General features: G+C 52.5%; 29 protein-coding genes. 16 read left to right on the top strand and 13 right to left on the bottom strand.

From position 1 onward, the window contains the following. Positions 1-9: 9 nt before the first annotated feature. Positions 10-942, bottom strand: coding sequence for an ADP-glyceromanno-heptose 6-epimerase (gene rfaD / locus ACPXSQ_RS21800; RefSeq protein ID WP_014594895.1), 933 nt, complete (start codon positions 940-942; stop codon positions 10-12). Positions 943-1,170: 228 nt separating this feature from the next. Between rfaD and kbl the strand changes: the two genes are divergently transcribed. Continuing rightward, the gene (gene kbl / locus ACPXSQ_RS21795) at positions 1,171-2,367 is read left to right on the top strand and encodes a glycine C-acetyltransferase (protein ID WP_014594894.1); all 1,197 of its coding nucleotides are present in this window, start codon (positions 1,171-1,173) and stop codon (positions 2,365-2,367) included. A 9-nt stretch (positions 2,368-2,376) separates the two neighbouring features. Then, a complete protein-coding gene (gene tdh, locus ACPXSQ_RS21790; RefSeq protein WP_029569273.1) occupies positions 2,377-3,411 on the top strand; it encodes an L-threonine 3-dehydrogenase in 1,035 nt (344 codons plus the stop codon). A gap of 86 nt (positions 3,412-3,497) precedes the next feature. Here the strand turns inward: tdh and ACPXSQ_RS21785 are convergent, their stop codons facing one another. Then, positions 3,498-4,409 carry a divergent polysaccharide deacetylase family protein gene (locus ACPXSQ_RS21785; protein WP_426144391.1) on the bottom strand — a complete coding sequence of 304 codons (912 nt, stop codon included), beginning with the start codon at positions 4,407-4,409 and terminating at the stop codon, positions 3,498-3,500. Next, positions 4,410-5,711: a murein hydrolase activator EnvC gene (envC, locus tag ACPXSQ_RS21780; protein ID WP_426144390.1), complete on the bottom strand. Its 1,302-nt coding sequence runs from the start codon at positions 5,709-5,711 to the stop codon at positions 4,410-4,412. 252 nt (positions 5,712-5,963) lie between these two features. Between envC and ACPXSQ_RS21775 the strand changes: the two genes are divergently transcribed. The 5 genes from ACPXSQ_RS21775 to cysE all read left to right on the top strand — a co-directional run bounded on the left by ACPXSQ_RS21775 (position 5,964) and on the right by cysE (position 9,077). Next, the gene (locus ACPXSQ_RS21775; RefSeq protein ID WP_013027717.1) at positions 5,964-6,395 is read left to right on the top strand and encodes a rhodanese-like domain-containing protein; all 432 of its coding nucleotides are present in this window, start codon (positions 5,964-5,966) and stop codon (positions 6,393-6,395) included. Positions 6,396-6,411: 16 nt separating this feature from the next. Beyond that, the gene (gene grxC, locus ACPXSQ_RS21770) at positions 6,412-6,666 is read left to right on the top strand and encodes a glutaredoxin 3 (protein ID WP_013027716.1); all 255 of its coding nucleotides are present in this window, start codon (positions 6,412-6,414) and stop codon (positions 6,664-6,666) included. A gap of 36 nt (positions 6,667-6,702) precedes the next feature. Further along, positions 6,703-7,173, top strand: coding sequence for a protein-export chaperone SecB (secB, locus tag ACPXSQ_RS21765; RefSeq protein WP_013027715.1), 471 nt, complete (start codon positions 6,703-6,705; stop codon positions 7,171-7,173). Next, a complete protein-coding gene (gene gpsA, locus ACPXSQ_RS21760; RefSeq protein ID WP_181135657.1) occupies positions 7,173-8,189 on the top strand; it encodes an NAD(P)H-dependent glycerol-3-phosphate dehydrogenase in 1,017 nt (338 codons plus the stop codon). Before secB ends, gpsA begins: the two co-directional genes overlap by 1 nt. Positions 8,190-8,255: 66 nt before the next feature. Beyond that, positions 8,256-9,077 (top strand): serine O-acetyltransferase, encoded by an 822-nt coding sequence (gene cysE / locus ACPXSQ_RS21755; protein ID WP_013027713.1) that lies wholly within the window; start codon positions 8,256-8,258, stop codon positions 9,075-9,077. On the opposite strand, the gene trmL is transcribed toward cysE, so the two are convergent. The 3 genes from trmL to cpxR are packed head-to-tail and all read right to left on the bottom strand — an operon-like array spanning position 9,074 to position 11,657. Next, entirely contained in the window at positions 9,074-9,547 is a 474-nt protein-coding gene (gene trmL, locus ACPXSQ_RS21750; protein ID WP_013027712.1) for a tRNA (uridine(34)/cytosine(34)/5-carboxymethylaminomethyluridine(34)-2'-O)-methyltransferase TrmL, read from the bottom strand. The two genes, cysE and trmL, sit on opposite strands and share 4 nt — an antisense overlap. 35 nt (positions 9,548-9,582) lie before the next feature. Then, positions 9,583-10,962, bottom strand: a complete 1,380-nt coding sequence (gene cpxA, locus ACPXSQ_RS21745; RefSeq protein ID WP_013027711.1) for an envelope stress sensor histidine kinase CpxA — start codon at positions 10,960-10,962, stop codon at positions 9,583-9,585. Next, on the bottom strand, positions 10,959-11,657 hold the full coding sequence (cpxR, locus tag ACPXSQ_RS21740; protein ID WP_014604760.1) for an envelope stress response regulator transcription factor CpxR: 699 nt from the start codon (positions 11,655-11,657) through the stop codon (positions 10,959-10,961). Before cpxR ends, cpxA begins: the two co-directional genes overlap by 4 nt. 148 nt (positions 11,658-11,805) lie before the next feature. On the opposite strand from cpxR, the gene cpxP reads away from it, so the two are divergent. From cpxP to ACPXSQ_RS21710, 6 genes are all read left to right on the top strand, one after another. Beyond that, positions 11,806-12,315 carry a cell-envelope stress modulator CpxP gene (gene cpxP, locus ACPXSQ_RS21735; protein WP_013027709.1) on the top strand — a complete coding sequence of 170 codons (510 nt, stop codon included), beginning with the start codon at positions 11,806-11,808 and terminating at the stop codon, positions 12,313-12,315. Between the two features lie 826 nt (positions 12,316-13,141). Beyond that, positions 13,142-13,306, top strand: coding sequence for a general stress protein (locus ACPXSQ_RS21730; protein ID WP_161611134.1), 165 nt, complete (start codon positions 13,142-13,144; stop codon positions 13,304-13,306). A gap of 234 nt (positions 13,307-13,540) precedes the next feature. Further along, the gene (gene fieF / locus ACPXSQ_RS21725) at positions 13,541-14,443 is read left to right on the top strand and encodes a CDF family cation-efflux transporter FieF (RefSeq protein ID WP_014604761.1); all 903 of its coding nucleotides are present in this window, start codon (positions 13,541-13,543) and stop codon (positions 14,441-14,443) included. Positions 14,444-14,649: 206 nt separating this feature from the next. Next, a complete protein-coding gene (gene pfkA / locus ACPXSQ_RS21720; protein WP_006121288.1) occupies positions 14,650-15,612 on the top strand; it encodes a 6-phosphofructokinase in 963 nt (320 codons plus the stop codon). A gap of 146 nt (positions 15,613-15,758) precedes the next feature. Continuing rightward, positions 15,759-16,748, top strand: a complete 990-nt coding sequence (locus ACPXSQ_RS21715; protein WP_015699313.1) for a sulfate ABC transporter substrate-binding protein — start codon at positions 15,759-15,761, stop codon at positions 16,746-16,748. 108 nt (positions 16,749-16,856) lie between these two features. After that, the gene (locus ACPXSQ_RS21710) at positions 16,857-17,630 is read left to right on the top strand and encodes a CDP-diacylglycerol diphosphatase (RefSeq protein ID WP_210452362.1); all 774 of its coding nucleotides are present in this window, start codon (positions 16,857-16,859) and stop codon (positions 17,628-17,630) included. A 31-nt stretch (positions 17,631-17,661) separates the two neighbouring features. On the opposite strand, the gene tpiA is transcribed toward ACPXSQ_RS21710, so the two are convergent. Together tpiA and ACPXSQ_RS21700 are read right to left on the bottom strand one after the other, a co-directional pair. After that, positions 17,662-18,429, bottom strand: coding sequence for a triose-phosphate isomerase (gene tpiA, locus ACPXSQ_RS21705; RefSeq protein ID WP_014594889.1), 768 nt, complete (start codon positions 18,427-18,429; stop codon positions 17,662-17,664). 120 nt (positions 18,430-18,549) lie between these two features. Next, the gene (locus tag ACPXSQ_RS21700) at positions 18,550-19,140 is read right to left on the bottom strand and encodes a DUF1454 family protein (protein WP_014604764.1); all 591 of its coding nucleotides are present in this window, start codon (positions 19,138-19,140) and stop codon (positions 18,550-18,552) included. A 97-nt stretch (positions 19,141-19,237) separates the two neighbouring features. On the opposite strand from ACPXSQ_RS21700, the gene ACPXSQ_RS21695 reads away from it, so the two are divergent. Next, positions 19,238-19,672, top strand: a complete 435-nt coding sequence (locus ACPXSQ_RS21695; protein WP_426144389.1) for a DUF805 domain-containing protein — start codon at positions 19,238-19,240, stop codon at positions 19,670-19,672. Here ACPXSQ_RS21695 and fpr read toward each other — a convergent pair. Next, entirely contained in the window at positions 19,663-20,409 is a 747-nt protein-coding gene (gene fpr / locus ACPXSQ_RS21690; protein WP_013027699.1) for a ferredoxin--NADP(+) reductase, read from the bottom strand. The genes ACPXSQ_RS21695 and fpr overlap by 10 nt on opposite strands. 271 nt (positions 20,410-20,680) lie before the next feature. Here fpr and emrD point away from each other — a divergent pair, with 271 nt between their 5' ends. Further along, positions 20,681-21,874: a multidrug efflux MFS transporter EmrD gene (gene emrD, locus ACPXSQ_RS21685; protein WP_013027698.1), complete on the top strand. Its 1,194-nt coding sequence runs from the start codon at positions 20,681-20,683 to the stop codon at positions 21,872-21,874. Here emrD and glpX read toward each other — a convergent pair. The 3 genes from glpX to ACPXSQ_RS21670 all read right to left on the bottom strand — a co-directional run bounded on the left by glpX (position 21,864) and on the right by ACPXSQ_RS21670 (position 25,359). Then, on the bottom strand, positions 21,864-22,874 hold the full coding sequence (gene glpX, locus ACPXSQ_RS21680) for a class II fructose-bisphosphatase (protein ID WP_014604766.1): 1,011 nt from the start codon (positions 22,872-22,874) through the stop codon (positions 21,864-21,866). The genes emrD and glpX overlap by 11 nt on opposite strands. 94 nt (positions 22,875-22,968) lie before the next feature. After that, the gene (gene glpK, locus ACPXSQ_RS21675; protein WP_014594886.1) at positions 22,969-24,480 is read right to left on the bottom strand and encodes a glycerol kinase GlpK; all 1,512 of its coding nucleotides are present in this window, start codon (positions 24,478-24,480) and stop codon (positions 22,969-22,971) included. 30 nt (positions 24,481-24,510) lie between these two features. After that, the gene (locus tag ACPXSQ_RS21670; RefSeq protein WP_013027695.1) at positions 24,511-25,359 is read right to left on the bottom strand and encodes an MIP/aquaporin family protein; all 849 of its coding nucleotides are present in this window, start codon (positions 25,357-25,359) and stop codon (positions 24,511-24,513) included. Positions 25,360-25,776: 417 nt separating this feature from the next. Here ACPXSQ_RS21670 and zapB point away from each other — a divergent pair, with 417 nt between their 5' ends. Beyond that, entirely contained in the window at positions 25,777-26,016 is a 240-nt protein-coding gene (gene zapB, locus ACPXSQ_RS21665) for a cell division protein ZapB (protein WP_014594885.1), read from the top strand. A gap of 53 nt (positions 26,017-26,069) precedes the next feature. Here the strand turns inward: zapB and rraA are convergent, their stop codons facing one another. After that, positions 26,070-26,555 (bottom strand): ribonuclease E activity regulator RraA, encoded by a 486-nt coding sequence (rraA, locus tag ACPXSQ_RS21660; protein ID WP_013027693.1) that lies wholly within the window; start codon positions 26,553-26,555, stop codon positions 26,070-26,072. Between the last annotated feature and the right edge of the window lie 146 nt (positions 26,556-26,701).

Here is a 26,701-nt window from a genome sequence, read left to right as displayed (position 1 = left end):
TCTATTCCTTTAGACGTTGCGATTTAACCAAACCATATATTCAGAAACGCCCTGTGCCACGGTCTTAAACGGTTTGTCGTAACCCGCTGCGCGTAATTTAGACAGGTCGGCCTGCGTGTAAGCCTGGTAGCGGCCTTTCAGCTTGTCAGGGAAAGGAATGTACTCAATCTGGCCTTTCTGGTGAAAATTAAGCACCGCATCTGCCACTTCCTGGAAGGATTCGGCGCGGCCTGTTCCGCAGTTATAGATGCCGGAAATCCCATTCTCCCAGCACCACAGATTCACCGACACCACATCATCGACATGAATAAAATCACGTTTAAAGCCGTCGCTGCCTTCAAACAGCTTTGGATTTTCATCATTGCTAATCTGCGTGTTTAAATGAAACGCCACGCTTGCCATGCTGCCTTTATGGCTTTCACGCGGGCCGTAAACGTTAAAGTAGCGAAAGCCGCATACCGGCGAGGAGGCTTCAGGCAGGATCTGACGCACGTAGTGGTCGAACAGCATTTTTGAATAGCCGTAGACATTCAGTGGCTGTTCGTACTGGCGCTCTTCAATGAAATTCTCATTGCGTCCACCATAGGTGGCGGCAGAAGAAGCGTAAAGGAACGGAATTTCACGCTCAAGACAGAAGTGCAGCAGATCTTTAGAGTACTGATAGTTATTATCCATCATGTACTTACCGTCCCACTCGGTGGTGGCTGAGCAGGCACCTTCGTGAAAAACGGCTTCAATCGGACCAAGATCTTCGCCTGACATGATATAGGTCAGGAATTCTTCTTTATCCATGTAATCAGCGATATCCAGATCGGCCAGATTCACGAACTTGGTGCCATCTTTAAGGTTATCCACGACCAGAATGTCGTTGTGACCGCGATCGTTCAGCGTTTTGACAATATTGCTGCCGATCATTCCTGCGCCGCCGGTTACGATAATCATACTGTTACCTTTAAAGTTTTGAGTTGAAACGGGACATTTCACACGTAATGCCTACATCATAACATTTCATCCCGCTCCAGACAGCCAGATGACTCTGTAAGGTCCTGCACATCCAACAGAATGGCGTGAACTATGCTGCAAAATTAACATTCTTTTGGTCGATTAAGCGTAGAAAGGCGATATGTTCAGTAATATTTGCCAGATTTCCACCTTATCAGGAGCAGGATAATGCCAGCGCATTTTTACCAACATATCCGGCAGCAACTCGACGCCGCCCAGCGTGAAGGTTTATTCAAAAAAGAACGTATTATTACCTCCGCACAGCAGGCAGAAATTGAGGTCGGGCCTGATCGTCCCGTAATTAACTTTTGCGCGAATAACTACCTGGGTTTGGCCAACCACCCAGCCTTAATTCAGGCAGCCAAAGAGGGCATGGATTCGCACGGTTTTGGCATGGCATCCGTGCGTTTTATCTGCGGTACTCAGGATATACACAAACAGCTGGAAAAAAAGCTCGCCGATTTTCTGGGAATGGAGGACGCCATTCTTTACTCCTCCTGTTTTGACGCCAACGGCGGGCTGTTTGAAACCTTACTGGGCGCGGAAGATGCCATCATCTCTGATGCACTCAATCATGCATCGATTATTGATGGTGTACGCCTGTGTAAAGCACAGCGCTATCGTTACGCTAACAATGATATGGCGCAACTGCGCGACCGCCTGAAGGAAGCCAGGGATAACGGGGCGAAGACCATTATGATTGCCACGGACGGCGTGTTCTCAATGGACGGCGTGATCGCCAATCTGAACGCCATTTGCGATCTTGCAGACGACTATTCCGCACTTGTCATGGTCGATGATTCCCATGCGGTTGGCTTTGTCGGAAGTACCGGTCGCGGAACGCATGAGTACTGCGACGTCATGGGCCGGGTCGACATTATCACCGGCACTTTGGGCAAGGCGCTGGGCGGCGCATCAGGTGGTTACACTGCTGCCAAAGCAGAGGTGGTGGAATGGCTGCGTCAGCGCTCACGGCCTTATCTGTTCTCTAACTCGCTGGCACCGGCTATTGTCGCGGCGTCTCTTCGCGTACTGGATTTATTAAGCGAAGGCGACGGTTTGCGTCAGCGCTTGTGGGACAACGCCCGTTTCTTCCGCGAAAAAATGACATCGGCAGGTTTTACGCTGGCCGGCGCCGATCATGCCATCATTCCAGTCATGCTGGGAGAAGCCAGCGTCGCGCAGGAATTTGCTCAGCTGTTACAGCAGGAGGGCATCTATGTCACCGGGTTTTTCTATCCGGTTGTGCCAAAAGGTCAGGCTCGCATCCGAACCCAAATTTCAGCAGCACACAGCCAGCAGCAACTTGAAACGGCGGTGGCAGCTTTCACGCGCATTGGTAAACAACTTGGCGTCATTGCCTGAGGATTAACCATGAAAGCACTGGCTAAGTTGAAAAAAGAGCAGGGCATCTGGATGGTGACTGATGCGCCGGTTCCCGAACCGGGTCACAACGATCTGCTGATAAAAATTCGTAAAACCGCCATCTGTGGGACAGACGTACATATTTACAACTGGGACGACTGGTCGCGTAAAACCATCCCGGTCCCCATGATTGTCGGCCACGAATATGTCGGTGAAGTGGTGGCTATTGGTCAGGAGGTTAAAGGGTTTAACATAGGCGATCGGGTTTCGGGTGAGGGGCATATCACCTGTGGGCACTGCCGAAACTGCCGCGCAGGCCGTACCCATCTCTGTCGAAATACCCAAGGCGTTGGCGTTAACCGCCAGGGATGCTTTGCAGAGTATCTGGTTATTCCCGCCTTTAATGCATTCAAAATTCCCGACAATATTTCCGACGAGCTGGCAGCGATTTTTGACCCGTTTGGCAACGCGGTACATACCGCCTTATCCTTCGACCTGGTCGGTGAAGACGTACTCATTTCCGGTGCCGGCCCTATTGGTATTATGGCGGCTGCGGTGTGCCGCCATGTGGGTGCGCGGAATGTCGTGATTACGGACATTAATGACTACCGGCTTGAACTGGCCCGCAAGATGGGCGTGACCTGCGCGGTCAATGTCGCCAGGCAAGATCTGCGTGAAGTCATGCATGCGCTGGACATGAAAGAAGGCTTTGACGTGGGATTAGAAATGTCAGGTGCACCGCCCGCTTTCCGAACCTTGCTTGAGGTGATGAATCACGGTGGGCGATTGGCCTTACTGGGCATTCCTCCGGGAGAAATGGCTATTGACTGGAATCTGGTGATCTTTAAAGGGCTGTTTATCAAGGGCATATACGGGCGTGAGATGTTTGAAACCTGGTACAAAATGGCCGCGCTGATTCAGTCAGGTTTGGATCTCACCCCGATTATCACTCACCGTTACCCGATTGATGACTTTCAGCAGGGTTTTGATGAAATGCGCTCGGGGCAGTCTGGAAAGGTGATTCTGGACTGGACGTCGCCTTGATCGCCCGAGTAGCGAGTAAGAAAGATAACGTTTGTCTGCGTAATGTGATTGCTCAGCACCAGGTTTAATACCTGGTGCTGAGTGTTTTAGAACAGTTCATCAATACGATGATAAAGCGGACTTTCTGTAACGCTTTCACCAATAACGCTCAGCGCACGGCTAGCCGGAACTGGTGCCAGCGGCTGCTTCACTTTACATTCACCAGGCGGCAGGAAGCCCTGAACTGGCTTGCTGTGTGGTGTGATCTTGGCTGGCGATGCGTTGCCGTTACGTAGCGGTTCATTCAATAACTGACCCGGCGTCACCAGAGTGATATCTGCGGGCAGCGAGGGTAACATTTGTTGCAGCACCCGCACGGTATTGGGATGCGGATGACCGATCGCAATCGCGTAACCATCACGCTGGGCCAGCCTGACTGCCCGGCTGAACTGCTGTCGAATCGCATTGATATCCTGACTGTCATCTAAAAATACACGACGCTTAAGCACCCTGACGTGCGTTCCCTGTGCGGCCTGCAGTGACTGACTGTTACTAATCGTCATGCTGTCGAGAAAGTACAGATTGTACTGATTCAGCGCCTGCATGACTTTTTGCATACCCGGCAGGCTCGATGTCATTTTGCTGCCCATATGGTTATTCAGCCCCACTGCATAGGGGACATTGTTGATCGCACTACGGATGATGCGATCGACTTCCGCGCGGCTCATTTCAGGCGTTAAGGTGTTTTTCTCAAGCGGTTGCTTACTTAACGGCGCCATAGGCAGGTGAATCAGAACTTCACGGCCGCCCTGATGCGCTTTGATGGCCATCTGACGTGCATAGGGCGCATCAGGAAGCACCGCGACAGAGATCGCCTTCGGCATTTGCAGCACTTTATTTTCTTCCGTGGGTCGATAGCCGAAATCATCAATGACGATGGCGAGCTTAGCGGCCTGGGACGCGAAACTGAGCAACAGTCCGCACAGCAAGGCGGTAATCTGGTAACGATGAACTAACACTTATTTTCCCAACCACGGAACTGGATTGACCGCTTTACCCTGACGTCGGATTTCAAAATAGAGCGAAGGCGTGCCGCGACCACCGCTGGTGCCCACCAGCGCAATGGGCTGACCGGCCTTCACCTGGGCACCTACGCTGACGAGGGCGCTTTGGTTATAGCCATACAGGCTCATATCCCCTTTACCATGCTCGATAACTACGACCAGACCATAGCCCTGCAACCAGTCGGCCATCAACACACGACCATCGGCAATGGCTTTGACCTCAGTGCCTTCCGGAGCCGCAATGACCAGGCCTTTCCAGCGTAATTCGCCTTGCAGTTCCTCACCGAACCGATGTTCGACGCGTCCGCGTACCGGCCAGATATCCTGACCGTTGGGCCGTCCCAGTCCGCCCGTTCGCGCCATCAGCTCGCGCTCGCTTTGTGTTGGCTGATAACTGGAGCCTTTCGCTTTCGCCTGCACCTGACGCTGACGCACTTTTTCTGCCTCACGTGCCTCACGGGCGGCGCGTTCACGGGCTTCTCGCTCGGCACGAGCGATTTTATCTTGCAGGCGGCTTTCGTTCTGGCGCATCTCAACCAGGTCAGCCTGATCCTTCTGCAGGGCGCTTTCCAGAGACGTGAGCGTTTTTTTACGCGCGGCGCTGGCTTGCTGGAGTTTGTCTTGTTGTTCTTGCTGCTGGGTTAACAGCGTTTTCTGCTGTTGTTGCTTTTGTTCCAGCGAGGCGCGCTGTTGGGCTAATTCCTGACGGGTGGTTTGCAGGGCGGTGATATTTTCCTGACGTGCGGTGTTCAGATAGCCAAAGTAAGCGAGGATACGTTCGCTACGCTGACTCTCTTCACCGCCTAACAGAAGTTGCAAACCTTTGTACTGCCCCTGGCGAAAGGCGGCGTCCAGCTGTTCAGCAAGCAGCTTTTCCTGCTGGGCCTGCTGCTTTTCAAGACGGGAAACCGAGGCGGTGACCTGGGTAATCTCACCCTTCAGGGCCGACAGGCTGTTACGAGTTTCCCGTAGCTGTCGACTTGCCTGAGCAATGATCTTTTCCTGACTTTGTAGCTGATTAAGTAACTGGCTGCGCTGAACCTTTTGGGCTTTTACGCTTTTTTCTTTTTCGGCAATTTCTTGCTGGATAGATTTCAGCTGGGCTTTGTTGTCATCCGCCGATAAGCCGGGTAGAGGAAACAACAATATGCCCGCATAAAGCAGGCTAAAAGACAGGACGGACAAGCGTGTAAACAACGGCAGGGGACGACCGTTGTAACGAGTCCATGTTGGTAGAACGGTTGTCTTTCCCTTCATAGGCCGATGATTATTCCACGATGAACAGTTGCTTACCAGCATTGCCGACCGGCTTTTGCTTTCTCAGTGCGATCCATTTTCATCAGGACAAGGGACAAGCGCCACGACATTTTTGCCATTCAGCCAATTTTTTTGGAAAATGACGCACAAATCGTCACTCTGTCCGCTTAGCGTCTGTACATGCGAAGTGGCGCAGGTATACTCAGAAGCCTTGTTTTAGCTTATTAGCCCGGTCTGGAGTCGTTACCCCTCATGCAAGAAATTATGCAGTTTGCAAGCAATCACCCCATCCTGAGTCTGGCATGGGTCGTCTTACTCGTACTGGTGATTGTGACTACCGTTAAAGGAATGTTCTCTAAAGTAAAAACTATCAGTCGAGGCGAAGCAACCCGACTCATTAACAAAGAGGACGCGGTAGTGGTAGACGTGCGTTCGCGTGATGATTACCGCAAGGGGCACATTTCGGGCGCGATAAATGTGGCTGCAGCAGATATCAAGAAAGGCAGTTTAGGCGAGTTGGAAAAGCATAAAGCACAGCCCATAATTGTTGTATGCGCAACCGGACAAAGCGCGGCAGATCCTGCTGCCCATCTGAGCGCGGCTGGATTTACCCAGGTTGCCGTTCTGAAAGACGGTATCAGTGGTTGGAGCGGCGAAAATCTGCCGTTGGTTCGCGGTAAATAATCATCCTGAGGTCCCTATGGCAAATGTTGAAATTTACATCAAAGCAACCTGTCCTTATTGCCACCGGGCAAAAGCGCTGCTGAGTCAAAAAGGCGTGGCGTTTCAGGAGATTCCCATTGATGGGGACATGGCAAAACGCGAAGAGATGATTAAGCGCAGTGGCCGGACTACCGTGCCGCAGATCTTTATCGACGGTCAGCATATTGGCGGCTGCGACGATCTGATGGCGCTCAACGATCGTGCAGGTTTAGATCCGTTACTTCAGGCGTAATTACGCCAGACATATTAACTTACAGGACTTAGTCACATGTCAGAACATAACACCAACGAAATGCAATTTCAGATTCAGCGCGTTTACACGAAAGACATTTCTTTTGAAGCGCCGAACGCGCCACAAGTGTTTCAGAAAGAGTGGGAACCAGACGTTAAGCTGGATCTGGACACGGCTTCTTCGCAGCTGGCTGATGAAGTGTATGAAGTGGTGCTGCGTGTGACTGTAACCGCGACCGTTGGCGAAGATACCGCTTTCCTGTGTGAAGTGCAGCAGGCGGGCATTTTCACCATCGGCGGTATCGACGGTACTCAGATGGCGCATTGCCTGGGCGCTTACTGCCCGAATATTCTGTTCCCTTATGCCCGTGAATGCATCACCAGTCTGGTTTCTCGTGGTACGTTCCCGCAGCTTAACCTCGCGCCGGTGAACTTTGATGCGCTGTTTATGAACTATCTGCAGCAGCAGCAAGGCGAAGAAGGTGCCGCGCAACATCAGGATGCCTGATGACTACTCACGCTTCGATTAGCGTCATCGGTGCCGGTTCGTACGGCACCGCTTTGGCGATTACGCTGGCCCGTAATGGCCATCCCGTGTTGTTGTGGGGCCATAATCCCGCCCACATTGCACAGCTGCAGTCAGACCGCTGCAATCTCGCTTTCCTGCCTGATGTTCCCTTTCCCGATAATCTGACGATTGAACCCGATCTCGCCAGGGCCATTGCGGCCAGCCGCGATCTACTGGTGGTCGTACCCAGCCACGTCTTTGGCGAAGTGCTGACGCAGATCAAACCTGGCTTACGTGAGGACTCGCGTATCGTCTGGGCGACGAAAGGGCTGGAAAAAGAAACCGGTCGTTTGCTGCAGGACGTCGCCCGGGAAATCCTGGGTGAGGCCATTCCGCTGGCGGTGATATCTGGCCCAACCTTCGCGAAAGAACTGGCCGCGGGTTTACCTACGGCGATTGCGCTGGCGGCAACCGATACGCAGTTTGCGGATGATTTGCAAACGCGGTTGCACTGCGGCAAAAGTTTCCGCGTGTATAACAATCCCGATTTTATCGGGGTTCAGCTGGGTGGCGCGGTTAAAAATGTGATCGCGATTGGTGCTGGGATATCGGACGGTATCGGATTTGGCGCGAATGCACGAACGGCATTAATCACCCGTGGACTGGCAGAGATGAGCCGTCTTGGCGCAGCGTTGGGTGCCGATCCCACGACGTTTATGGGGATGGCAGGCCTGGGCGATCTTGTGCTTACCTGTACCGATAATCAGTCGCGTAACCGCCGCTTTGGCATGATGTTGGGGCAGGGCGAAGAGGTCGATGGCGCACAACGCATTATCGGACAAGTTGTAGAAGGTTACAGAAATACGAAAGAAGTCAAAGCGCTGGCTGCACGTGTCGGGGTTGAAATGCCCATTACGGAGCAGATTTATCAGGTGCTCTATTGCGGAAAACCGGCACGAGATGCAGCATTAAGCCTGCTGGGGCGTTCGCGGAAGGACGAAAACAGTACAAACTAAAGCAGGAAGCCAGGCATCATCACCTGCAGCGCCGATCAAGGCGCTTTTTTATCGGGAGAAAACAGCATGTCGTCTGATGAGTTAGAACTGGTCTGGGACAATATCAAGGCGGAAGCACGCGCGCTGGCAGACTGCGAGCCGATGCTGGCCAGCTTTTACCATGCGACATTGCTTAAGCATGAGAATCTTGGCAGTGCTCTGAGCTATATGCTGGCCAATAAGCTGGCGAATCCGATCATGCCTGCTATCGCTATTCGTGAAGTGGTAGAAGAAGCATACCGTGAAGATCCCTCAATGATTGCGTCTGCTGCTTGTGATATTCAGGCGGTTCGCCTGCGCGATCCTGCGGTTGATAAATACTCCACGCCGCTGCTTTATCTGAAAGGCTTTCATGCGCTTCAGGCGCATCGTATCGGGCACTGGCTGTGGAATGAAGGCCGACGCGCTCTGGCCGTTTATCTGCAAAACGAAGTCTCAGTCTCCTTTGCGGTTGATATTCATCCGGCTGCCAAAATTGGTCATGGGATCATGCTGGATCATGCCACCGGGATTGTGATCGGTGAAACCGCCGTTGTGGAAAATGATGTATCAATCCTGCAGTCAGTAACGCTTGGCGGCACCGGAAAAACCAGCGGCGACCGCCATCCGAAAATTCGTGAAGGGGTGATGATTGGCGCGGGTGCGAAAATCCTCGGTAATATCGAGGTAGGCCGTGGTGCCAAGATTGGCGCCGGCTCCGTGGTGTTGCAATCTATCCCGCCACATACCACCGCCGCCGGGGTTCCTGCGCGCATCGTCGGCAAGCCCGGCAGTGAAAAGCCGTCAATGGATATGGATCAACACTTTAACGGTAACGGTGCAGGCTTCCAGTTTGGCGATGGTATTTAAGATTTAATCAGTGCGCCAGCATAGTCGAGTTGGCGCCACGCTTCGTAAACCACTACCGATACCGCGTTGGACAGGTTCATGCTACGGCTTTCCGCCATCATCGGAATGCGGATTTTTTGCGCTGCGGGCAGAGCCTGTAATATCTCTGCGGGTAACCCGCGGCTTTCCGGTCCAAACAGCAAATAATCCCCAGACTGATAGTTGACCGCACTGTGTGCGGGCGTGCCTTTGGTGGTCAGCGCAAACAGGCGCTCAGGCTGCTCGGTAGCGATGAAAGCCTGATAGTCAGCATGAAATTTGATCGCGGTAAATTCGTGATAGTCCAGCCCGGCGCGACGCAGGCGCTTATCGTCCCAGGCAAAGCCCAGTGGCTCAATCAGGTGGAGCTGAAAACCGGTATTGGCGCACAGGCGAATAATATTGCCGGTGTTAGGTGGGATTTCTGGTTCAAATAATACGATGTTAAGCATAAGGCCCCCGATAACGAGGGCCGAAGCATAGCAAATTATTGCCTTGCAGAGGAGTAAAGTGGTAGCCAGATAGTGAGGCGCAGTCCACCCAGCGGGCTGTCATCCGCTTTGACCCACCCGCGATGTTGCTGTATTGCCGTTTCCACGATCGCCAGCCCGAGGCCGGTACCGCCGGATTCCCTGTCCCGCGCTTCATCAGTGCGGTAGAAAGGACGAAATATCTGCTCGCGATCCTCCGGGCTGACGCCAGGACCGTCATCATCAACGTGCACGGTAATACCCGAGATATCCACGGAAAAACTGACGCTGATATGCGTGTGCGAGTAGCGCAACGCATTACGGACGATGTTCTCCAGCGCGCTTTCCAGCGCATGTGGGTTGCCGTATAGCGGCCAGGGGCCTGGAGGATAAGGAATCTCCAGCGTCTTGCCCATTTGTTCCGCTTCAAACCTGGCGTCTTCCAGCACGTCATTCCAGAGCTGGTTTGCCTTCATGGCTTCGCTGACCAGCGCGTTCTTATGCTGGGTTCTCGACAGCACCAACAGGTCATTAATCATGCCGTCAAGCCGCTGAGCTTCCATCTCAATGCGCTCCAGCTCTTTGCCTTCACCCTGACGGCGACGCAGCAGGGCGGTAGCCAGCTGAAGTCTCGTCAGCGGCGTACGCAATTCGTGGCTGATATCGGAAAGCAGACGTTGCTGACCGTTCATCATGCGCTCCAGCGCACTCACCATTTGATTGAAGCTGGAACCGGCGGCCAGAAACTCCTGCGGGCCCGATTCCAGTTCAGGATGTTGACGCAGGTTGCCGCTGGCCACTTCATCCGCAGCGTATTTGAGTTTACGTGCAGGACGCGCCAGGCTCCACGCCAGCCAGAGCAGAAGCGGTGAGCTAATCAGCATGGTAACGATAAGCAGTAGCAAAGGCCGGTCAAACAGCAGGTTGATAAAGTCCAGTTGAGAACTGCTGGCAGGCCGAATCAGGTAAAGCTGATAGTTATCCTCCCCATCCCGAACGGCGAAAGGGCCCACCATTTCGACGCGACCATACTTTTTCTTCTGTGGATGATCGGCATTGTCTGACTGACCGATGAAGTTACGGATAACCTGCATTTCATTATGCTGCGCGCCAATAACCCGGCCTTCGCTGGTGACTAACAGCAAGCGCTGACCGGGCGGTGCCCATTTCTCAATCGCGCGAAATAAGCGCCGCCACCACATCAAATCGTTAGGGGGATCGCGCATTAACTCCGCTTCAACGTGCTGCTCTATCATCGTCCCCTGACGCTGCTCACTCTCCATCAGCGACGTCATCTGACGTGAATCAAGCTTGGGTACCATGAGCACCAGCATCAATACCAGTGCCAGCGTCAGCCAGAAAATAGCAAAGATGCGGGTAGTCAAACTTCCTATCATGATGCAGAAACCATCAGATAGCCGCGGCCACGTAATGTCTTAAACCACGGATGTCCGTCACGGCGGTCAGGGAGCTTACGGCGCAGGTTAGAGATGTGCATGTCAATGGCGCGGTCAAAAGGCGTAAGGCGTTTGCCCAGCACTTCCTGGCTAAGGTGCTCGCGAGAGACAACCTGCCCAAGATGCTGTGCCAGAAGATAAAGCAGGGTGAATTCCGTTCCGGTGAGATCCAGCGTCTCGCTGTCGAAACTGGCTTCCTGACGGCCCGGATTCAGGCGCAGGCAGTCAACTTCCAGCGTGGGTGAACTATTATCGTGCTGCTGCTGCTGTTCACTCCAGTTTGAACGACGCAGGATAGCGCGAATACGCGCGACCAGCTCACGATCGTTAAAGGGTTTAGGCAGATAGTCATCGGCACCCAGTTCAAGGCCCAGCACGCGATCCAGTTCGCTTCCGCGTGCGGTAAGCATAATGACGGGCGTCTGATATTGCTGGCGTAATTCTTTCAGGGTGTCGATACCGTTTTTCTTCGGCATCATGACATCCAGTAAAAGCAGATCAATTGAGTTATCAAGCAGGTTCAACGCTTGTTCACCATCGCTGGCGACCACGACTTCAAACCCTTCCATTTCCAACAGCTCTTTCAAAAGCGAAGTTAATTCGCGGTCATCATCTACCAACAGGATTTTATTCATTTTTGTAGCCCTCCGCAGGCAAAATAGCGTGTTCCCATGATACCAATCCATCGATTTACGTACTTTTACACCCCCTGACGGATGTTTGCAGCTATCGCCGTACACTGGCTATCGTTGAATCGCAAAACAGAACGAACTGGAGTAAACGATGCGCAAATTAACCGCCGTCGTTATTGCCTCAGCGATGGTTCTCTGTAACGCCAGCGCAAGAGCAGCAGAGCCGATGGCGCCTGATGATGTGCATCACGGCGAATTTACGACAGGCAGTATGACGCAAAATTCGCAAAGTCACATGTTCGACGGCATTGAGTTGACGGAACATCAACGGCAGCAGATGCGTGACCTTATGCAGCAAGCCCGACACGATCGTCCGGCAACGAATATTGATGATATCGCAGCCATGCATGATTTAGTGACTGCAGATAATTTTAACGAAGCGGCCATCCGCAGTAAGGCAGAAGCCATTGCCAGAGTTCAGGTAGAGCAGCAGGTTGAGATGGCGCGCGTTCGTAATCAGATGTACCACCTGTTAACGCCGGAGCAGCAGGCCGCGTTACAAAAGAATTATGAGCGGCGTATAAATTCATTACGCAAGCTTTCGAATCTGCAGCCAGCATCATCGCTGCAACCCGTGAGTCGTACCAGTAGTAACCAGTAGTAAATAGTATCCCTGTTTTCCTTGCCATAGACACATCCCTGTCTTCCCCCTCATGATGAGGGGGTTTTTTTTATCAGGTACTTATCCAAAAATCCTTTAAAATCAGTGCGTGACTAAAAACACGCCAAGCATTTGCAGACAGGTATAAGCGCCGCTGGTGTAGACAATATGTAGACAACATTAGCTACACATTTAGGCCACTTTCAAGCGGATTACGCGTAATCGCATCCCTCAAATCGTTAGGTGCAAGATGGGCATAAGCTGCCGTTTGCTCAATCCTTGCATGGCCTAAAATCGCCTGTACCGATATGAGATTTCTGCCGTCTATCATGACCAACGACTGAACGTATGCCGCAAGATATGCATAGCTTGATGCCTGGGTATATCTGGCTTCGCCAGTTTCATTAATTTGCAGAATTGTTCCGGGCTCACTTTGAACCAAAGATCCCTTTTCATCTCATGATGTTTTTTTCTGCGATTTATCATTTACGATGAATTTACAATTTATCGGGTAGTTAAAAAAAATAGAAAACACCGTTGGTTTTATTCCTGTTTTTCAGGGTGCTGTTTTTCTTGCGCGTTTTTCCATCGAAGATATTTCACTTTTCTTTCATCTTTTAAATACATGATAAGTAAAACTTATTTAACTTCCTGCTTTGTTTTTATTTATATTTCAATCAGCTGCAAATATCCCGCTCCGCTTGCACGCTAATTGCGCAGTTCTACACTTAAGTTGTCTCAGCATGGAAGCCGATGTACTTACGAAATTAACGGAGAGCAGCAACCACATCATGTAGTCCGAATTAACCTATTAACGGAGTAAATTATGGCAGAGCATCGTGGTGGTTCAGGTAATTTCGCAGACAACCCGCAAAAAGCGTCTGAAGCCGGTAAAAAAGGCGGTAAGAGCAGCGGCACTGGCGGCGGCGGTAATTTTAAAAATGACCCCGAAAAAGCCTCCGAAGCGGGCAAGAAAGGCGGCAAAAAGTAACGGCTGCTAAGCACTGAACCAAATCTGCACGTTGATTTGGCGCTTACCCAAGGTAGGCAATTCGCCCCGTCTCTCTATGAGGACGGGGCGAAGTACTTTTTTTCCCTTCAGAAATGCCATTTCATCCTGTTTCTTCGCCGTTCAGACAGTCAGGCGCGACGCCTTCTGTAGTGTTAAACTTAGCCTTTCTCTCATACTGCGTTACGTTTCAGTAATATGTCTATGGAGTTTGGCATGCAGGCTTCGTACGGAAAGTTAATCCAGTCTGCGGCAGTCGCGGCGACGCTGCTGGCTTCCGTCTTGTTGGTTGTGAAGATTTTTGCCTGGTGGTACACCGGATCGGTTAGCCTGCTGGCCGCGCTGGTCGATTCCCTGGTGGATATTGCCGCCTCGCTGACCAACCTGCTGGTGGTGCGTTATTCCTTACAGCCCGCCGATGACGATCATACATTTGGGCATGGTAAAGCGGAGTCGCTGGCCGCGCTGGCCCAAAGCATGTTCATTTCGGGTTCAGCCCTTTTCCTCTTTCTTACGGGTATTCAACATCTCGCTTCCCCTAACGAACTGCGCTCGCCGGGCATCGGAATTGTTGTCACCGTCGTAGCGCTGGTTTCGACATTAGTACTGGTCACCTTCCAGCGCTGGGTCGTGCGTAAAACCCGGAGTCAGGCCATTCGCGCAGATATGCTGCACTATCAGTCAGATGTGTTTATGAACGGGGCTATCCTGGTGGCGCTGATATTAAGCAGCTACGGTTTCACGCGCGCTGATGCACTGTTTGCGTTAGGGATTGGCGTCTATATTCTTTTTAGTGCGCTGCGGATGGGCCATGAAGCCGTTCAGTCTTTACTGGACAGAGCATTACCCGATGAAGAGCGGCAACAAATTATTGCGATTTCCCTCAACTGGCCGGGTGTGCAGGGCGTACACGATGTGCGTACGCGTCAGTCCGGCCCGACAAAGTTTATCCAGCTTCACGTTGAGCTCGAAGATCAGTTACCGCTCGTCCAGGCTCATCGTATTGCCGATCAGGTAGAGAAAGCGCTGCGAAAAGCGTTTCCCGGTTCTGACGTCATTATTCATCAGGATCCCTGTTCTGTGGTACCGTTTGAAAAGCAGGATTCTTTTAACTTTTAACTTACATGAATTAAGTTAATAAAATGGAAACGGCACGTTTTTAACATTGCTGCAAAAAATTAGTGAAAAGTTGTCTGACCTGAATCAATTCAGCCGCAGGCCTTTGATATACTATCTGCCATTATATGTTGCGCTCATCACAATCGTGTTTATCAGCGTTGAACAGGCCGGATTAACCCTTAGCTTCGAACAATCCAGAGGTTGTCATGATCAAAAAAATTGGTGTACTGACCAGCGGCGGTGACGCCCCAGGCATGAACGCAGCCATTCGCGGCGTGGTTCGCTCCGCGTTAAGTGAAGGGCTGGAAGTTTTTGGTATCTATGACGGCTATCAGGGTTTGTACGAAGACCGGATGATCAATCTCGATCGTTACAGCGTATCTGACATGATCAATCGCGGCGGCACTTTTTTGGGTTCAGCGCGTTTTCCTGAGTTTCGTAACGATGATGTCCGTCAGGTGGCCATTGAAAACCTGAAAAAGCGCGGTATTGATGCGTTAGTCGTGATCGGCGGGGACGGTTCCTATATGGGCGCCAAGCGACTGACCGAGATGGGATTCCCCTGTATCGGCCTGCCAGGCACGATCGATAACGATGTTGCCGGCACCGATTACACCATTGGCTACTTTACCGCACTGGAGACGGTGGTGGAGGCGATTGACCGCCTGCGTGATACTTCTTCATCACACCAGCGCATCTCCATCGTTGAAGTGATGGGCCGTTACTGTGGCGATTTGACCCTGGCTGCCGCTATCGCTGGTGGATGCGAGTTTATCGTGTTGCCAGAAATTCCCTATACCCGTGAAGAGCTGGTGGCAGAAATTAAGGCCGGCATCGCGAAAGGTAAAAAGCATGCGATTGTTGCTATCACTGAACATATCTGTGATATCGACGATCTGGCGCGGTTTATTGAGACCGAAACGAAGCGCGAAACGCGCGCGACGGTACTTGGCCACATTCAGCGTGGCGGTGCGCCGTGCGCATATGATCGTATTCTTGCATCCCGCATGGGCGCGTATTCCATTGAACTGCTCATGCAGGGCTACGGTGGCCGCTGTGTGGGTATTCAGAACGACAAAATGGTGCACCATGACATCATTGATGCGATCGAGAACATGAAGCGTCCATTCAAGCGTGACTGGATGGATACCGCGAAGCAGCTTTACTGATTTCACCGCATTAACGGGCATGCGCTTCAGGCATGCCCTTATACCTTCCGTATATTCCCCAAAGTTATAACCGCTTATTTTTAATTCTTTTAGCTCTGAAAAAGTTTATGTCACGCTTGTCCCATAATGAACTGGGAGAGTGCGCAATGAATAAATGGGCCATCGGTATTAGCTTGTTACTGGCATCAGGCAGTGTTCTGGCGAAGGATATTCAGCTGTTAAACGTTTCTTACGATCCCACCCGTGAGCTGTATGAGCAGTACAACAAGGCCTTCAGTGCGCACTATAAACAGGAAACGGGCGATAATGTGGTGATCCGTCAGTCGCATGGCGGCTCAGGCAAGCAGGCCACATCAGTGATAAACGGCATTCGTGCTGACGTCGTGACGCTGGCGCTGCAGTCTGATATTGATGCGATTGCTGAACGTGGCCGCATTGATAAGAACTGGATTAAGCGTCTGCCGGATAACTCGGCACCTTATACTTCCACGATTGTGTTCCTGGTCCGCAAGGGTAATCCAAAAGGGATCCATGACTGGAACGATCTGATCAAACCTGGCGTTTCCGTCATCACGCCTAATCCAAAAACCTCAGGTGGTGCACGCTGGAATTACCTGGCAGCCTGGGGCTGGGCGTTGGATCACAACAACGGCGATCAGGCAAAAGCGCTAAGCTATGTCAAAGCCCTGTTTAAAAATGTTGAAGTGCAGGATTCCGGTGCGCGCGGTGCGACCAACACCTTCGTTGAGCGCGGCATTGGTGATGTTCTGATCGCCTGGGAAAATGAGGCGTACCTGGCCGTGAATAAGCTGGGCAAAGACAAGTTTGAGATCGTTACTCCAAGCGAGTCTATTCTGGCAGAGCCGACGGTTTCCGTGGTGGATAAAGTGGTTGATGAGAAGGGAACGCGCCCAGTGGCTGAGGCCTATCTGAAGTATCTCTATTCGACCGAGGGACAGACGATTGCAGCCGAGAATTACTATCGTCCGCGCAATGCTGAGGTTGCGAAGAAGTTTGCCAGCACCTTTGCCCCTGTAAAATTGTTTACTGTGGACGAGAAATTCGGCGGTTGGGCTAAGGCACAAAAAACCCACTTCGCGGATGGCGGCACCTATGACCAGGTCATGAAGCCGTAACGATCGCCTGACACAATCTAAACCAGCGGAAACGCTGGTTTTTTTATGCGTGACATTCCGGCGCTGTCAGGCGAGGATGCTGATTGATTCAGTATGGAGAGGGTAACTATGCAGGCAAATCGTCGGGCCTTCATCATCATTGCGTTTCTGCTGGTGCTTGTCGTGGCAGGAATGGGGATAGCTTCCCTTCATGTTAAAGGCAATGCCGATGCGCTTTGGCAGATCGTCAGCGAAAAGTGCGTACCCAATCAGCAGAATAACGGGCAACCCGCGCCTTGCCTGCGAGTTGATCTGCAGCATCGTTATACACTGCTCAAAGACCGTAACGGTCCCTTGCAATACCTGTTAATTCCCGTTGATAAGATAACCGGCATCGAAAGCCCGCGGTTGCTCAGCACAGCCACACCCAATTTTTTCAGCTTTGCCTGGCATGACAGAGGCGTAGTGGCGCAGAAATTCGGCTCGCCCATTAAAGACACCGTGCTGTCGCTGGCGATCAACTCCGAGTACGGCCGAACTCAGAATCAGCTCCATATTCATATTTCCTGCTTACGGCCCGATGTCCGTCAGCAACTGGATGGACTGGCACCGACTCTCAATGCGCAGTGGAAGGATGTTACCTTTCTGAACCATCACTATATTGTGCGGGTGCTCAGTCAGGCGGAACTGGATCAACAGAGTGTCTTTATCCGGTTAGCGTCTGAAGTCCCTGATGCTAAGAATGCGATGGGGAAATACGGTATGGCACTGGCAAGCTTACCCGATGGTCGTCTGGTGCTGATGGCGGTAGCGCGCAACTGGCTTTTGCTGAATAAGGGATCGGCAGAGGAGGTGCAGGATCACGACTGCGCCCTGCTGCAACCCATAAAAAAAGCGGCCTGATGAGGCCGCTTATGCTGTGCTCAATCGCCGGTTAGCGTTGTTTAGCCGCCGCAGCAGCTTTAACGATCACGGCAAACGCATCGGCTTTCAGCGACGCGCCGCCAACCAGGGCACCGTCGATGTCTGGCTGAGTAAACAGCTCGGCAGCGTTTTTATCGTTAACTGAGCCGCCGTACTGAATAATCACTTGCTCAGCGATAGCCGCATCTTTTTTGGCAATGTGGTCACGAATAAATTTGTGAACGGCCTGCGCCTGAGCAGGTGTGGCTGACTTCCCGGTACCGATCGCCCATACCGGCTCGTAAGCGATGACCGCATCTTTGAACGCTTCTGCACCCTGCGTGGTCAGCACCGCATCAAGCTGGCGTGCACAGACTTCTTCGGTTTTGCCCGCTTCGTTTTCCGCTTCGGTTTCACCGATGCACAGAACCGGCACCAGGCCAGCGGTTTTCAACACGGCATATTTTTTCGCAATGAACTCGTCACTCTCTTTGTGATAAGTGCGACGTTCTGAGTGACCAATGATGATGTATTTCGCGCCGATATCTTTCAGCATTTCAGCGGACACTTCGCCGGTAAATGCGCCAGAGAGGTTTACATCAACGTTTTGAGCACCCAGAGCGATGTGGCTACCGGAGATGGCGTGTTTAGCCTGATCAAGATAGAGCGCGGGCGGTGCAATAGCGACGCCACAACCCTCAACGCCCGACAGTTCTTTGCGCAGACCGTCGATCAGTTCGGCTGTCATATGCTTGCTGCCATTCAACTTCCAGTTACCCATAACCAGTGGATGTCGCATTCTATCCTCCGCATAACGCGATACATGAAATGGCGCTGCCCCGGGGCAACGTTGTCTGCCAGACAGTATAGAGATCAAATAACGTCGTGGCTTTGCTTTTCGTCATTTTTGCCCCGTCCATCAGGGCGCAGCCAGCGCAAGTTTTACCGGCTCAATGGCAAAGGTTAATCCTTTATCCCCGTTATCAGACACCACAAAACGCAGTGCGCCTTCAACGTGCTCGTAGTATCGTGAGCCTTTGCCCGCTTTAAGTAATGTTTCCAGCTTTTTACGCCCTTCTTCTGGCGTGAGTCCCGGCACAAAAAAACGTAATATTGCGGTCATATAATCCATGGCTCTGGCCTGGGACGCACTTTGATCCGGGCCCGGAACCGGAAGCCAGGTGACCTGCAGCGTTTTAATTTTACCTGTGCCAGGCTCAAGCGCGGTCGAGGAGTAAAGCGTTTCGTTGATCTTGGTGGCTGCCCGCGTCAGATCGGTTTTCTCATCGCGGGAGTCAATGGCGCGATACTCCAGTAGCGGCAGTTGAGGGTTCGCGAGATTATATTTTTCACGAAACTGGCCGATAGTCATATCCAGCGTGGGCGCGCCTGTTAACAGATAGGGCGCGGTAGGCATATGTTCGGCCTTGTCGAGTGGCGGCGGATCGGCAGCAAATACCGGAACCGTCAGCGCAAGACTCAGCAACAGTGCGCCTGGCAAATTCTTCATTTTGTCGGCCCTGACCAATAAACTCGGAATCAAATTAGAACGGTTTTTACCTCTAAGGTCAAAAGCGTGCAGGTAAAATTTTGTCTGGGGAGCATGCATGATATTACAGCAATGGTTTTTTTCGTTTCGTGGTCGCGTCGGGCGCCGTGATTTCTGGCTCTGGCAGGCAATCTGGTTGCTGTTAACCAGCGTCCTGTTCTTTTTAGCCGGTAACGATCTGGTGGATACGCAAATGGCTGCGTTTGGCATCGTGTGTTTATTGTGGCCGGCCAGCGCCATCGTGGTTAAGCGCCTGCACGATCGTGATCGCCGCGGTTACTGGGCGCTGTTACTCATCGCTGCCTGGTTGCTGATGGCAGGTAACTGGAGCATGACCGGCGCTGTCCTGCAGTGGATTATTGGCCGCGCGCTGCCATTTATCATTCTGGCAGGACTGATCCTGGACTTAGGCCTGTTTCGTGGCACCGCTGGCGATAACCGCTTTGGTGCCGCACCGGTGCCTTTACGTCTGAAGCGGGCGACTTACCAGTAATTCTCGCTGGTGATATGACCGGGCTTGCGCTTCAGGTGCTTGCGCATGCCGCGTGTCTCTTTCAACAGCTGCTGCGTATCTCGTACCATCTGTGGATTGCCGCAGACCATCACATGGCTGGTTTCTGCATCAATAGTCAATCCGGCCGCCCGCTCCAGCTCGCCACTTTCGATTAATGCCGGAACACGTCCGGTTAATGAGCCCATACTTTCTTCACGACTGACGACCGTGATCACCTGCAGCTTGCCGTTATAGATCTGCTGGAGCTGCTGCATTAGCGGTAAAAAGCTGAGGTCGGCTGCGTAACGTGCGGCATGCACCAGTACGATATGTTTAAAGCGATCCAGGCCTTCACCCTGCTGCAAAATGGACAAATAAGGCCCCACTGCCGTACCGGTTGCCAGCATCCATAAGGTCTGACATTCCGGGACTTCATCCAGAATAAAAAAGCCTGCAGCATCTTTGGTAATCATGACCTGCTCACCGGGGCGCAGCGCCTGTAAGTGTGGACTCAATTTGCCGTCGGGTACGGTGACTAAGTAAAACTCAAGCAGGTCGTCATTGGGCGCATTGACGTAAGAGTAAGCACGTTGCACTCGTTCACCTTCGATCTCCAGTGCCAGCTTGGCGTACTGCCCGGCACTAAACGGGGCGATAGGGGCCTTAACCCGCAAGCTAAACAGCGCGTCAGTCCAGTTTTTTACTTCCTTTACTTGAGCATTGATCCACTCGGCCATGGTTACTCCTTCAGCGTTGAATCGTCTGGCGAATAAACATCTTCTCTACTGCACTGGCAGATTACCAGTCCGTCAGGCTGCAAAGGCTCTAATCGACAAACTGTAATATTTAGTTTACATCCTGGTTGCAATTATTGACGTGAATTGCCCCGCCACTTTTTATGAATCACTCGCTTTGTCATGAAATCCTGATATTTTCCTGCCACAACGGGTTTCAGCCGTTATTTGTGCTGTTTAATCGTCCCTGTTCATATAGACCTTTCGTTAAAAGATGATGAAGAAAATAGAAAATCGTCCGTTGCTGATCATGCTCATTGCACTGGTCGCAGTCGGGCAGATGGCTCAGACCATCTATGTGCCCGCCATGGCGGCAATGGCGGATGCACTTCAGGTGCGAAATGGCATGATGCAGCATGTCATGGCGGCCTATTTAATCACCTACGGCGGATCGCAGCTGATCTACGGTCCGCTCTCTGACAGCGTGGGGCGCCGTCCGGTGATCCTGGCGGGGATGGCGATCTTTATGATCGGCGCGATTGCCGCCATGATGGCCTCGTCGCTGGATATGCTGGTCACGGGCAGTGCGATTCAGGGCGCGGGCACCGGCGTGGCCGGTGTCATGGCGCGAACCATGCCGCGCGATCTTTATAACGGTCATGCCCTACGTCAGGCGAACAGCTGGCTTAATATGGGCGTGCTCGCCAGCCCTTTAGTGGCACCGGTGATTGGCGCACTGTTAACGCAGCTGTTTGGCTGGCATGCCTGCTTTGCTTTTTTGCTGTTGCTGTGTCTGATGGTGACGGTCGCCATGGCGCGCTGGCTACCGGAGACGCGCCCAAACGGTGCCGAAGTCACGCCCTTCTTAAAACGCTATATCCGGCTGTTACGTGATGCGAATTTCGTCCGTTATCTGGTGCTGCTGATTGGCGCACTGGCCGGCATTGCCGTCTTTGAGGCCAGCTGTGGCGTGCTGCTCGGTGGCGTTCTGGGCCTGAACAGTTTCACCGTCAGTATTTTGTTTATCTTACCTATTCCTGCGGCCTTCTTTGGTGCCTGGTTCGCCGGACGTGAACAGCGCTCCTGGCATAGCCTGATGTGGTTTGGCGTCAACAGTTGCCTGCTGGCGGCGGTGTTGATGTGGATACCTGCCTGGTTTGGCATCATGACAATCTGGACGTTATTGATACCGGCGTCGCTGTTTTTCTTTGGCGCGGGAATGCTGTTTCCCCTGGCCACATCCGGTGCGATGGAGCCCTATGCCTGGCTCGCAGGAAGTGCGGGCGCACTGATTGGGGGGTTACAGAATTTGGGTTCCGGGCTGGTGGCGTCCCTGTCGGCGTTAATGCCTCAGCGCGATCAGTTCAGCCTTGGCCTGCTGATGGTTATCACGGCTCTGGTGATGTTGCTGTGCTGGCTGCCGCTTTCGCGACAGCCAGCAGGCGAGAATCAGGCTGTTACAGGATAAAGGGATGCAAAACCGGATCTTTGCGGTCCAGGTAATGCACAGACTGGATGCGGCGAATCGTGCGTGATTTGCCGCGAATTAACAGGGTTTCACTGGTGGCCATATTGCCCTGACGGGTGATGCCTTTCAGCAGATCACCACTGGTGATACCGGTGGCGGCAAAGATCACGTTATCGTTTCGCGCCATCGCCTGCAGGGGCAGGACTTTTCCTGCCTCAATCCCCATGCCAGCGCAGCGTTTCAGCTCATATTCCCCAATCCTGCGGTTCTCTTCGCTGTCACCTTTTACGTGATGTCGTGCCAGTAATCTGCCCTGCATATCACCATCCAACGCACGAATCACAGCGGCCGATACCACGCCTTCAGGCGCGCCGCCAATACCGTACATCACGTCAACTTCGCTGTCGGGCATACAGGTCAGAATGGAGGCCGCCACATCACCATCAGGGAACGCGAATAGTCTTACGCCCAGCTGTTTAAGCTGCTCGATAACGGCGTCATGGCGCGGCTTTGACAGAATGGACACGGTGAGTTGTGACAACGGCTTATTCATGGCGATGGCGATATTACGCAGGTTAATCTCAAGCGGGAGATCCAGATTGATATGGCCCCGCGCCGCCGGACCGACGATAAGCTTCTCCATATACATGTCAGGCGCATGAAGAAAACTGCCTTTGTCACCGACGGCCATCACGGCAAGCGCATTGGCCTGTCCCATGGCCGTCATGCGGGTACCTTCAATAGGATCGACGGCAATATCCACCGCGTCGCCCTGACCCGTGCCCACTTTTTCGCCGATGTAGAGCATAGGGGCTTCGTCAATTTCCCCTTCGCCGATCACTATCTGTCCATCGATCTGAATGGTATTTAAGACATGACGCATGGCATGAACGGCGGCACCGTCCGCCGCGTTTTTATCGCCGCGCCCTAACCACTTATAACCAGCCAGTGCGGCAGCCTCAGTTACGCGGGAAAATTCAATGGCAAGTTCTCGTTTCATTGCATGTACCTGACAAAAAACAGGCTGGCAGTGTAGCGGAGGGAGAAGGCGGGGAAAAGGCCCGTGACGGAGGAGGTCACGGGCGCAGTGCGGATTACTCTTGTTCTTCCCACGCTTGCGCGCGCGCGACAGCTTTCTTCCAGCCGGCATAACGGACGTTACGCTCTGTGGTTTCAAGTGTTGGACGGAATTCGCGCTCAATCACGGCTTTGGCACGGACTTCTTCCAGATCCTGCCAGAAACCTACCGCCAGACCTGCCAGGTACGCGGCACCCAGCGCAGTGACTTCACGCACTTCAGGTCGCTCAACGCGTGTGCCAAGAATGTCTGACTGGAACTGCATCAGGAAGTTGTTAGCTACTGCTCCTCCGTCCACACGCAGAGCCTGCAGGCGCGTGTTGGCATCATTCTGCATGGCTTCCAGGACATCACGTGTTTGATAAGCGATGGACTCCAGCGTTGCACGGATGATGTGGTTCGCATTCGCACCACGTGTCAGGCCGAACAGCGCGCCACGTGCATAGGGATCCCAGTAAGGTGCACCCAGGCCAGTAAAGGCAGGAACCATATATACACCGTTTGAATCTTTCACTTTCATCGCGAAGTATTCTGAGTCAGCCGAATCGCTGATCAGCTTCATCTCATCGCGTAACCACTGAATGGCCGCGCCGCCGATAAAGACCGCCCCTTCCAGTGCATAGTTGACTTCACCACGTGGCCCGCAGGCGATAGTGGTCAGCAGGCCGTGCGTTGAGGTGACAGCTTCGGTACCGGTGTTCATCAGCATAAAGCAGCCGGTGCCGTAGGTGTTTTTCGCCATACCCGGCTGAACGCACAGTTGACCATACAGCGCAGCCTGCTGGTCGCCTGCGATACCCGCGATAGGAATACGCGTACCGCCTTTACCACCAATGTTTGTCTGACCATACACTTCAGACGAAGATTTCACTTCTGGCAGCATCGCACGCGGGATATCCAGGATTTCCAGCATGCGCTCATCCCACTCAAGCTTGTGGATGTTGAACAGCATGGTACGTGAGGCGTTGGTGTAATCGGTGATGTGCACGCGCCCCTGGGTCATTTTCCACACCAGCCAGGTGTCGACTGTACCAAACAGCAGTTCGCCACGTTTTGCACGCTCGCGCGCGCCTTCTACGTTATCCAGGATCCACTTAACTTTGGTGCCAGAAAAGTAAGGGTTAATCACCAGACCGGTGGTGTGCTGGATATACTCTTCCAGTCCCTCTTTCTTCAGCTTATTACAGTAGTCAGCAGTACGGGGATCCTGCCAGACGATGGCGTTATAGACTGGCTTACCGGTTTCTTTATCCCAGACGATCGCGGTTTCACGCTGGTTAGTAATCCCAATCGCCGCGATTTCATCGGAGCGAATATCAGCATGTGCCAGCACTTCAACCAGCGTAGAACTCTGTGATGCCCAGATATCCATTGGGTCATGCTCTACCCAGCCCGCTTTCGGATAGATTTGGGTAAATTCGCGTTGCGATACCGCCACAATGTTAGCGTCGTGATCCAGCACCACAGCACGTGAACTGGTTGTGCCCTGATCGAGAGCGACGATGTATTTTTTATCGGTGGTAGTCATAAATTCATTCCTGATGATAAAAAGTGGAACTTACGCTTTACGTTCATGCGCGGACGCAATCGGTTTGTCACTGGTCGGTGGGGAAATCACCGCACCGGGTAAATGGCGGCCAATCAGGGCGCGATAACCAAAGGCTCCCAGGCAAGCACCGACCAGTGGGCCAAAAATTGGCACAAGGAAATACGGAATCTGATGACCGCCAGTGAAGGCAACGGTGCCCCAGCCAGCCAGCCACTCGAAGACTTTCGGTCCGAAGTCACGTGCCGGGTTCAGGGCAAAGCCGGTCAATGGGCCCATAGAGCCACCAATAACGGCAACCAGCAGGCCAATCAGCAGCGGTGCCATCGGGCCACGCGGGACGCCATTGCCATCGTCGGTCAGTGCCATAATCACGGACATCAGGACTGCAGTGATCACCATTTCAACCAGGAAGGCCTGACCTACGCTAATTTGCGGATTCGGGTAGGTAGAAAAAATGCCCGCCAGGCTCAGGCTTTCAACTGAACCCCGTACCATGTTATGACTTTGTTCGAAATTGATAAACAAGCTGTAGTAAAGTCCGTAGACCAGCGCCGCGCCACAGAAAGCACCGGCCACCTGAGACAGAATATAAGGGAGGACTTTACGGCCTTCGAAATTGGCGAACAGGCAGAGTGCGACAGTCACTGCCGGGTTGAGATGGGCACCTGACACACCTGCGCTGAGGTAGACCGCCATAGAAACGGCCAGCCCCCAGACGATACAGATTTCCCATTGGCCAAAAGTGGCACCAGCCAGCTTAAGCGCGGCAACGCAACCCGCGCCAAAAAACAGGATCAAACCGGTACCCAGAAATTCGGCAATACACTGACCTTTGAGTGTGGTTGTAGTCTGACTCATGATAGTTGTTCCTGAAGCGAGGTTAAATTTTATCAGTTTTTGTTCTCATTCCGTGAGTCACCCATCTTTGATGTAGGGCTGTTGTTAATTTATCGTTAACGAGCATAAACGAGAAATAGCGAAATCGATTTTTGTGTAGTGTGTCAAAAAAATGCGCGTTTTCGCGTGTTTTGATTTTCCTTAAGCGCCATTTGGGCCGTTTTCCTCCGCGTGATACCGGCTTCGCTATGCAAACAGGTGGGAAAGGAACATTTTAGGGATAGGCTGAAAAATGTTACTGACGGCGGTCTGCAGGCCCGCGTTGCTGGACTTGCGTGATGAGGCTACATACAATCGGGACAACGTTGCTGGTAAACGCCTTGTGCGCGAAAGCTGGCATCATCAACGCCTTGCAGGATTTTAGGAGAGGTCAGAAAGATGTCATTTGAAGTGTTTGAGAAACTGGAAGCAAAAGTACAGCAGGCGATTGATACTATCACCCTGCTGCAAATGGAAATTGAAGAGCTGAAAGAGCAGAACAACAACCTGCGTCACGACGCGCAGAATGCTGCTGGCAACCATGAAGCACTGATGCGCGAAAATCAGCATCTGAAAGAGGAGCAGCATGTCTGGCAAGAACGCCTGCGTGCGCTGTTGGGAAAAATGGAAGAGGTATAAGCCTCAACTAATGCGAAAAACGGGTGCCTGGCACCCGTTTTCGTTTGCTGACATTATTCAATGTCGAGCGGATCTTCCGATAAAATCATCCCGGTGTTATCCGCATAGAGATGGTCGCCAGAGAAGAAGGTGACGCCGCCGAAATTCACGCGCACATCGCTTTCGCCAATGCCTTCACCGGCCGCGCCTGCCGGAATAGCGGCGATAGCCTGAATGCCGATTTCCAGTTCTTCCAGTTCGTCTACCTGACGTACCGAACCGTAAACCACGATGCCTTCCCACTCATTCTGCGCTGCCAGTCGGGCAAGCTGCGCATCAACTAAAGCGCGGCGTACTGAGCCACCGCCATCAATCAGCAACACGCGGCCACGACCGTTCTCTTCCAGCAGATCGTAAAGCAGCCCGTTGTCTTCAAAACATTTCACTGTGGTTATCTGACCGCCGAATGAGGTCCGCCCACCGAAATTTGAGAAAAGCGGTTCAACAACGTTCACTTCTTCGTGGTAGATGTCGCAGAGTTCAGAAGTATCGTATTTCATAAGGGTTTCGTCTGTTTGCCACAGGAGCGCTAAGTATATCGCTTTATGCCAATTGTTGGCAAAATCATCAGCGGTAAAAAACCGGTACCGCATCAAGCGCATGCAGAAAAAAGCCCAGCCAAACTGGCCGGGCTTTGATACAGCAC

Source organism: Pantoea sp. EEL5 (assembly GCF_049892805.1).
GTDB lineage: Bacteria > Pseudomonadota > Gammaproteobacteria > Enterobacterales > Enterobacteriaceae > Pantoea > Pantoea ananatis.
Note: the sequence above shows the minus strand (reverse complement) of the source record. Positions and strands in the feature narration are given on the sequence as shown.

What these genes read in the sequence shown, in the direction of transcription:
- fpr (WP_013027699.1), bottom strand. Translation starts at nt 20,409, where the DNA reads ATGGCCGAGTGGATCAATGCTCAAGTAAAGGAAGTAAAAAACTGGACT.
- ACPXSQ_RS21730 (WP_161611134.1), top strand. Translation starts at nt 13,142, where the DNA reads ATGGCAGAGCATCGTGGTGGTTCAGGTAATTTCGCAGACAACCCGCAA.
- glpX (WP_014604766.1), bottom strand. Translation starts at nt 22,874, where the DNA reads ATGAAACGAGAACTTGCCATTGAATTTTCCCGCGTAACTGAGGCTGCC.
- zapB (WP_014594885.1), top strand. Translation starts at nt 25,777, where the DNA reads ATGTCATTTGAAGTGTTTGAGAAACTGGAAGCAAAAGTACAGCAGGCG.
- trmL (WP_013027712.1), bottom strand. Translation starts at nt 9,547, where the DNA reads ATGCTTAACATCGTATTATTTGAACCAGAAATCCCACCTAACACCGGC.
- cpxR (WP_014604760.1), bottom strand. Translation starts at nt 11,657, where the DNA reads ATGAATAAAATCCTGTTGGTAGATGATGACCGCGAATTAACTTCGCTT.
- secB (WP_013027715.1), top strand. Translation starts at nt 6,703, where the DNA reads ATGTCAGAACATAACACCAACGAAATGCAATTTCAGATTCAGCGCGTT.
- kbl (WP_014594894.1), top strand. Translation starts at nt 1,171, where the DNA reads ATGCCAGCGCATTTTTACCAACATATCCGGCAGCAACTCGACGCCGCC.
- tdh (WP_029569273.1), top strand. Translation starts at nt 2,377, where the DNA reads ATGAAAGCACTGGCTAAGTTGAAAAAAGAGCAGGGCATCTGGATGGTG.
- ACPXSQ_RS21710 (WP_210452362.1), top strand. Translation starts at nt 16,857, where the DNA reads ATGCAGGCAAATCGTCGGGCCTTCATCATCATTGCGTTTCTGCTGGTG.
- cysE (WP_013027713.1), top strand. Translation starts at nt 8,256, where the DNA reads ATGTCGTCTGATGAGTTAGAACTGGTCTGGGACAATATCAAGGCGGAA.
- ACPXSQ_RS21700 (WP_014604764.1), bottom strand. Translation starts at nt 19,140, where the DNA reads ATGAAGAATTTGCCAGGCGCACTGTTGCTGAGTCTTGCGCTGACGGTT.
- cpxP (WP_013027709.1), top strand. Translation starts at nt 11,806, where the DNA reads ATGCGCAAATTAACCGCCGTCGTTATTGCCTCAGCGATGGTTCTCTGT.
- rfaD (WP_014594895.1), bottom strand. Translation starts at nt 942, where the DNA reads ATGATTATCGTAACCGGCGGCGCAGGAATGATCGGCAGCAATATTGTC.
- ACPXSQ_RS21715 (WP_015699313.1), top strand. Translation starts at nt 15,759, where the DNA reads ATGAATAAATGGGCCATCGGTATTAGCTTGTTACTGGCATCAGGCAGT.
- ACPXSQ_RS21775 (WP_013027717.1), top strand. Translation starts at nt 5,964, where the DNA reads ATGCAAGAAATTATGCAGTTTGCAAGCAATCACCCCATCCTGAGTCTG.
- envC (WP_426144390.1), bottom strand. Translation starts at nt 5,711, where the DNA reads ATGAAGGGAAAGACAACCGTTCTACCAACATGGACTCGTTACAACGGT.
- tpiA (WP_014594889.1), bottom strand. Translation starts at nt 18,429, where the DNA reads ATGCGACATCCACTGGTTATGGGTAACTGGAAGTTGAATGGCAGCAAG.
- emrD (WP_013027698.1), top strand. Translation starts at nt 20,681, where the DNA reads ATGATGAAGAAAATAGAAAATCGTCCGTTGCTGATCATGCTCATTGCA.
- ACPXSQ_RS21670 (WP_013027695.1), bottom strand. Translation starts at nt 25,359, where the DNA reads ATGAGTCAGACTACAACCACACTCAAAGGTCAGTGTATTGCCGAATTT.
- fieF (WP_014604761.1), top strand. Translation starts at nt 13,541, where the DNA reads ATGCAGGCTTCGTACGGAAAGTTAATCCAGTCTGCGGCAGTCGCGGCG.
- cpxA (WP_013027711.1), bottom strand. Translation starts at nt 10,962, where the DNA reads ATGATAGGAAGTTTGACTACCCGCATCTTTGCTATTTTCTGGCTGACG.
- ACPXSQ_RS21695 (WP_426144389.1), top strand. Translation starts at nt 19,238, where the DNA reads ATGATATTACAGCAATGGTTTTTTTCGTTTCGTGGTCGCGTCGGGCGC.
- pfkA (WP_006121288.1), top strand. Translation starts at nt 14,650, where the DNA reads ATGATCAAAAAAATTGGTGTACTGACCAGCGGCGGTGACGCCCCAGGC.
- glpK (WP_014594886.1), bottom strand. Translation starts at nt 24,480, where the DNA reads ATGACTACCACCGATAAAAAATACATCGTCGCTCTCGATCAGGGCACA.
- gpsA (WP_181135657.1), top strand. Translation starts at nt 7,173, where the DNA reads ATGACTACTCACGCTTCGATTAGCGTCATCGGTGCCGGTTCGTACGGC.
- grxC (WP_013027716.1), top strand. Translation starts at nt 6,412, where the DNA reads ATGGCAAATGTTGAAATTTACATCAAAGCAACCTGTCCTTATTGCCAC.
- rraA (WP_013027693.1), bottom strand. Translation starts at nt 26,555, where the DNA reads ATGAAATACGATACTTCTGAACTCTGCGACATCTACCACGAAGAAGTG.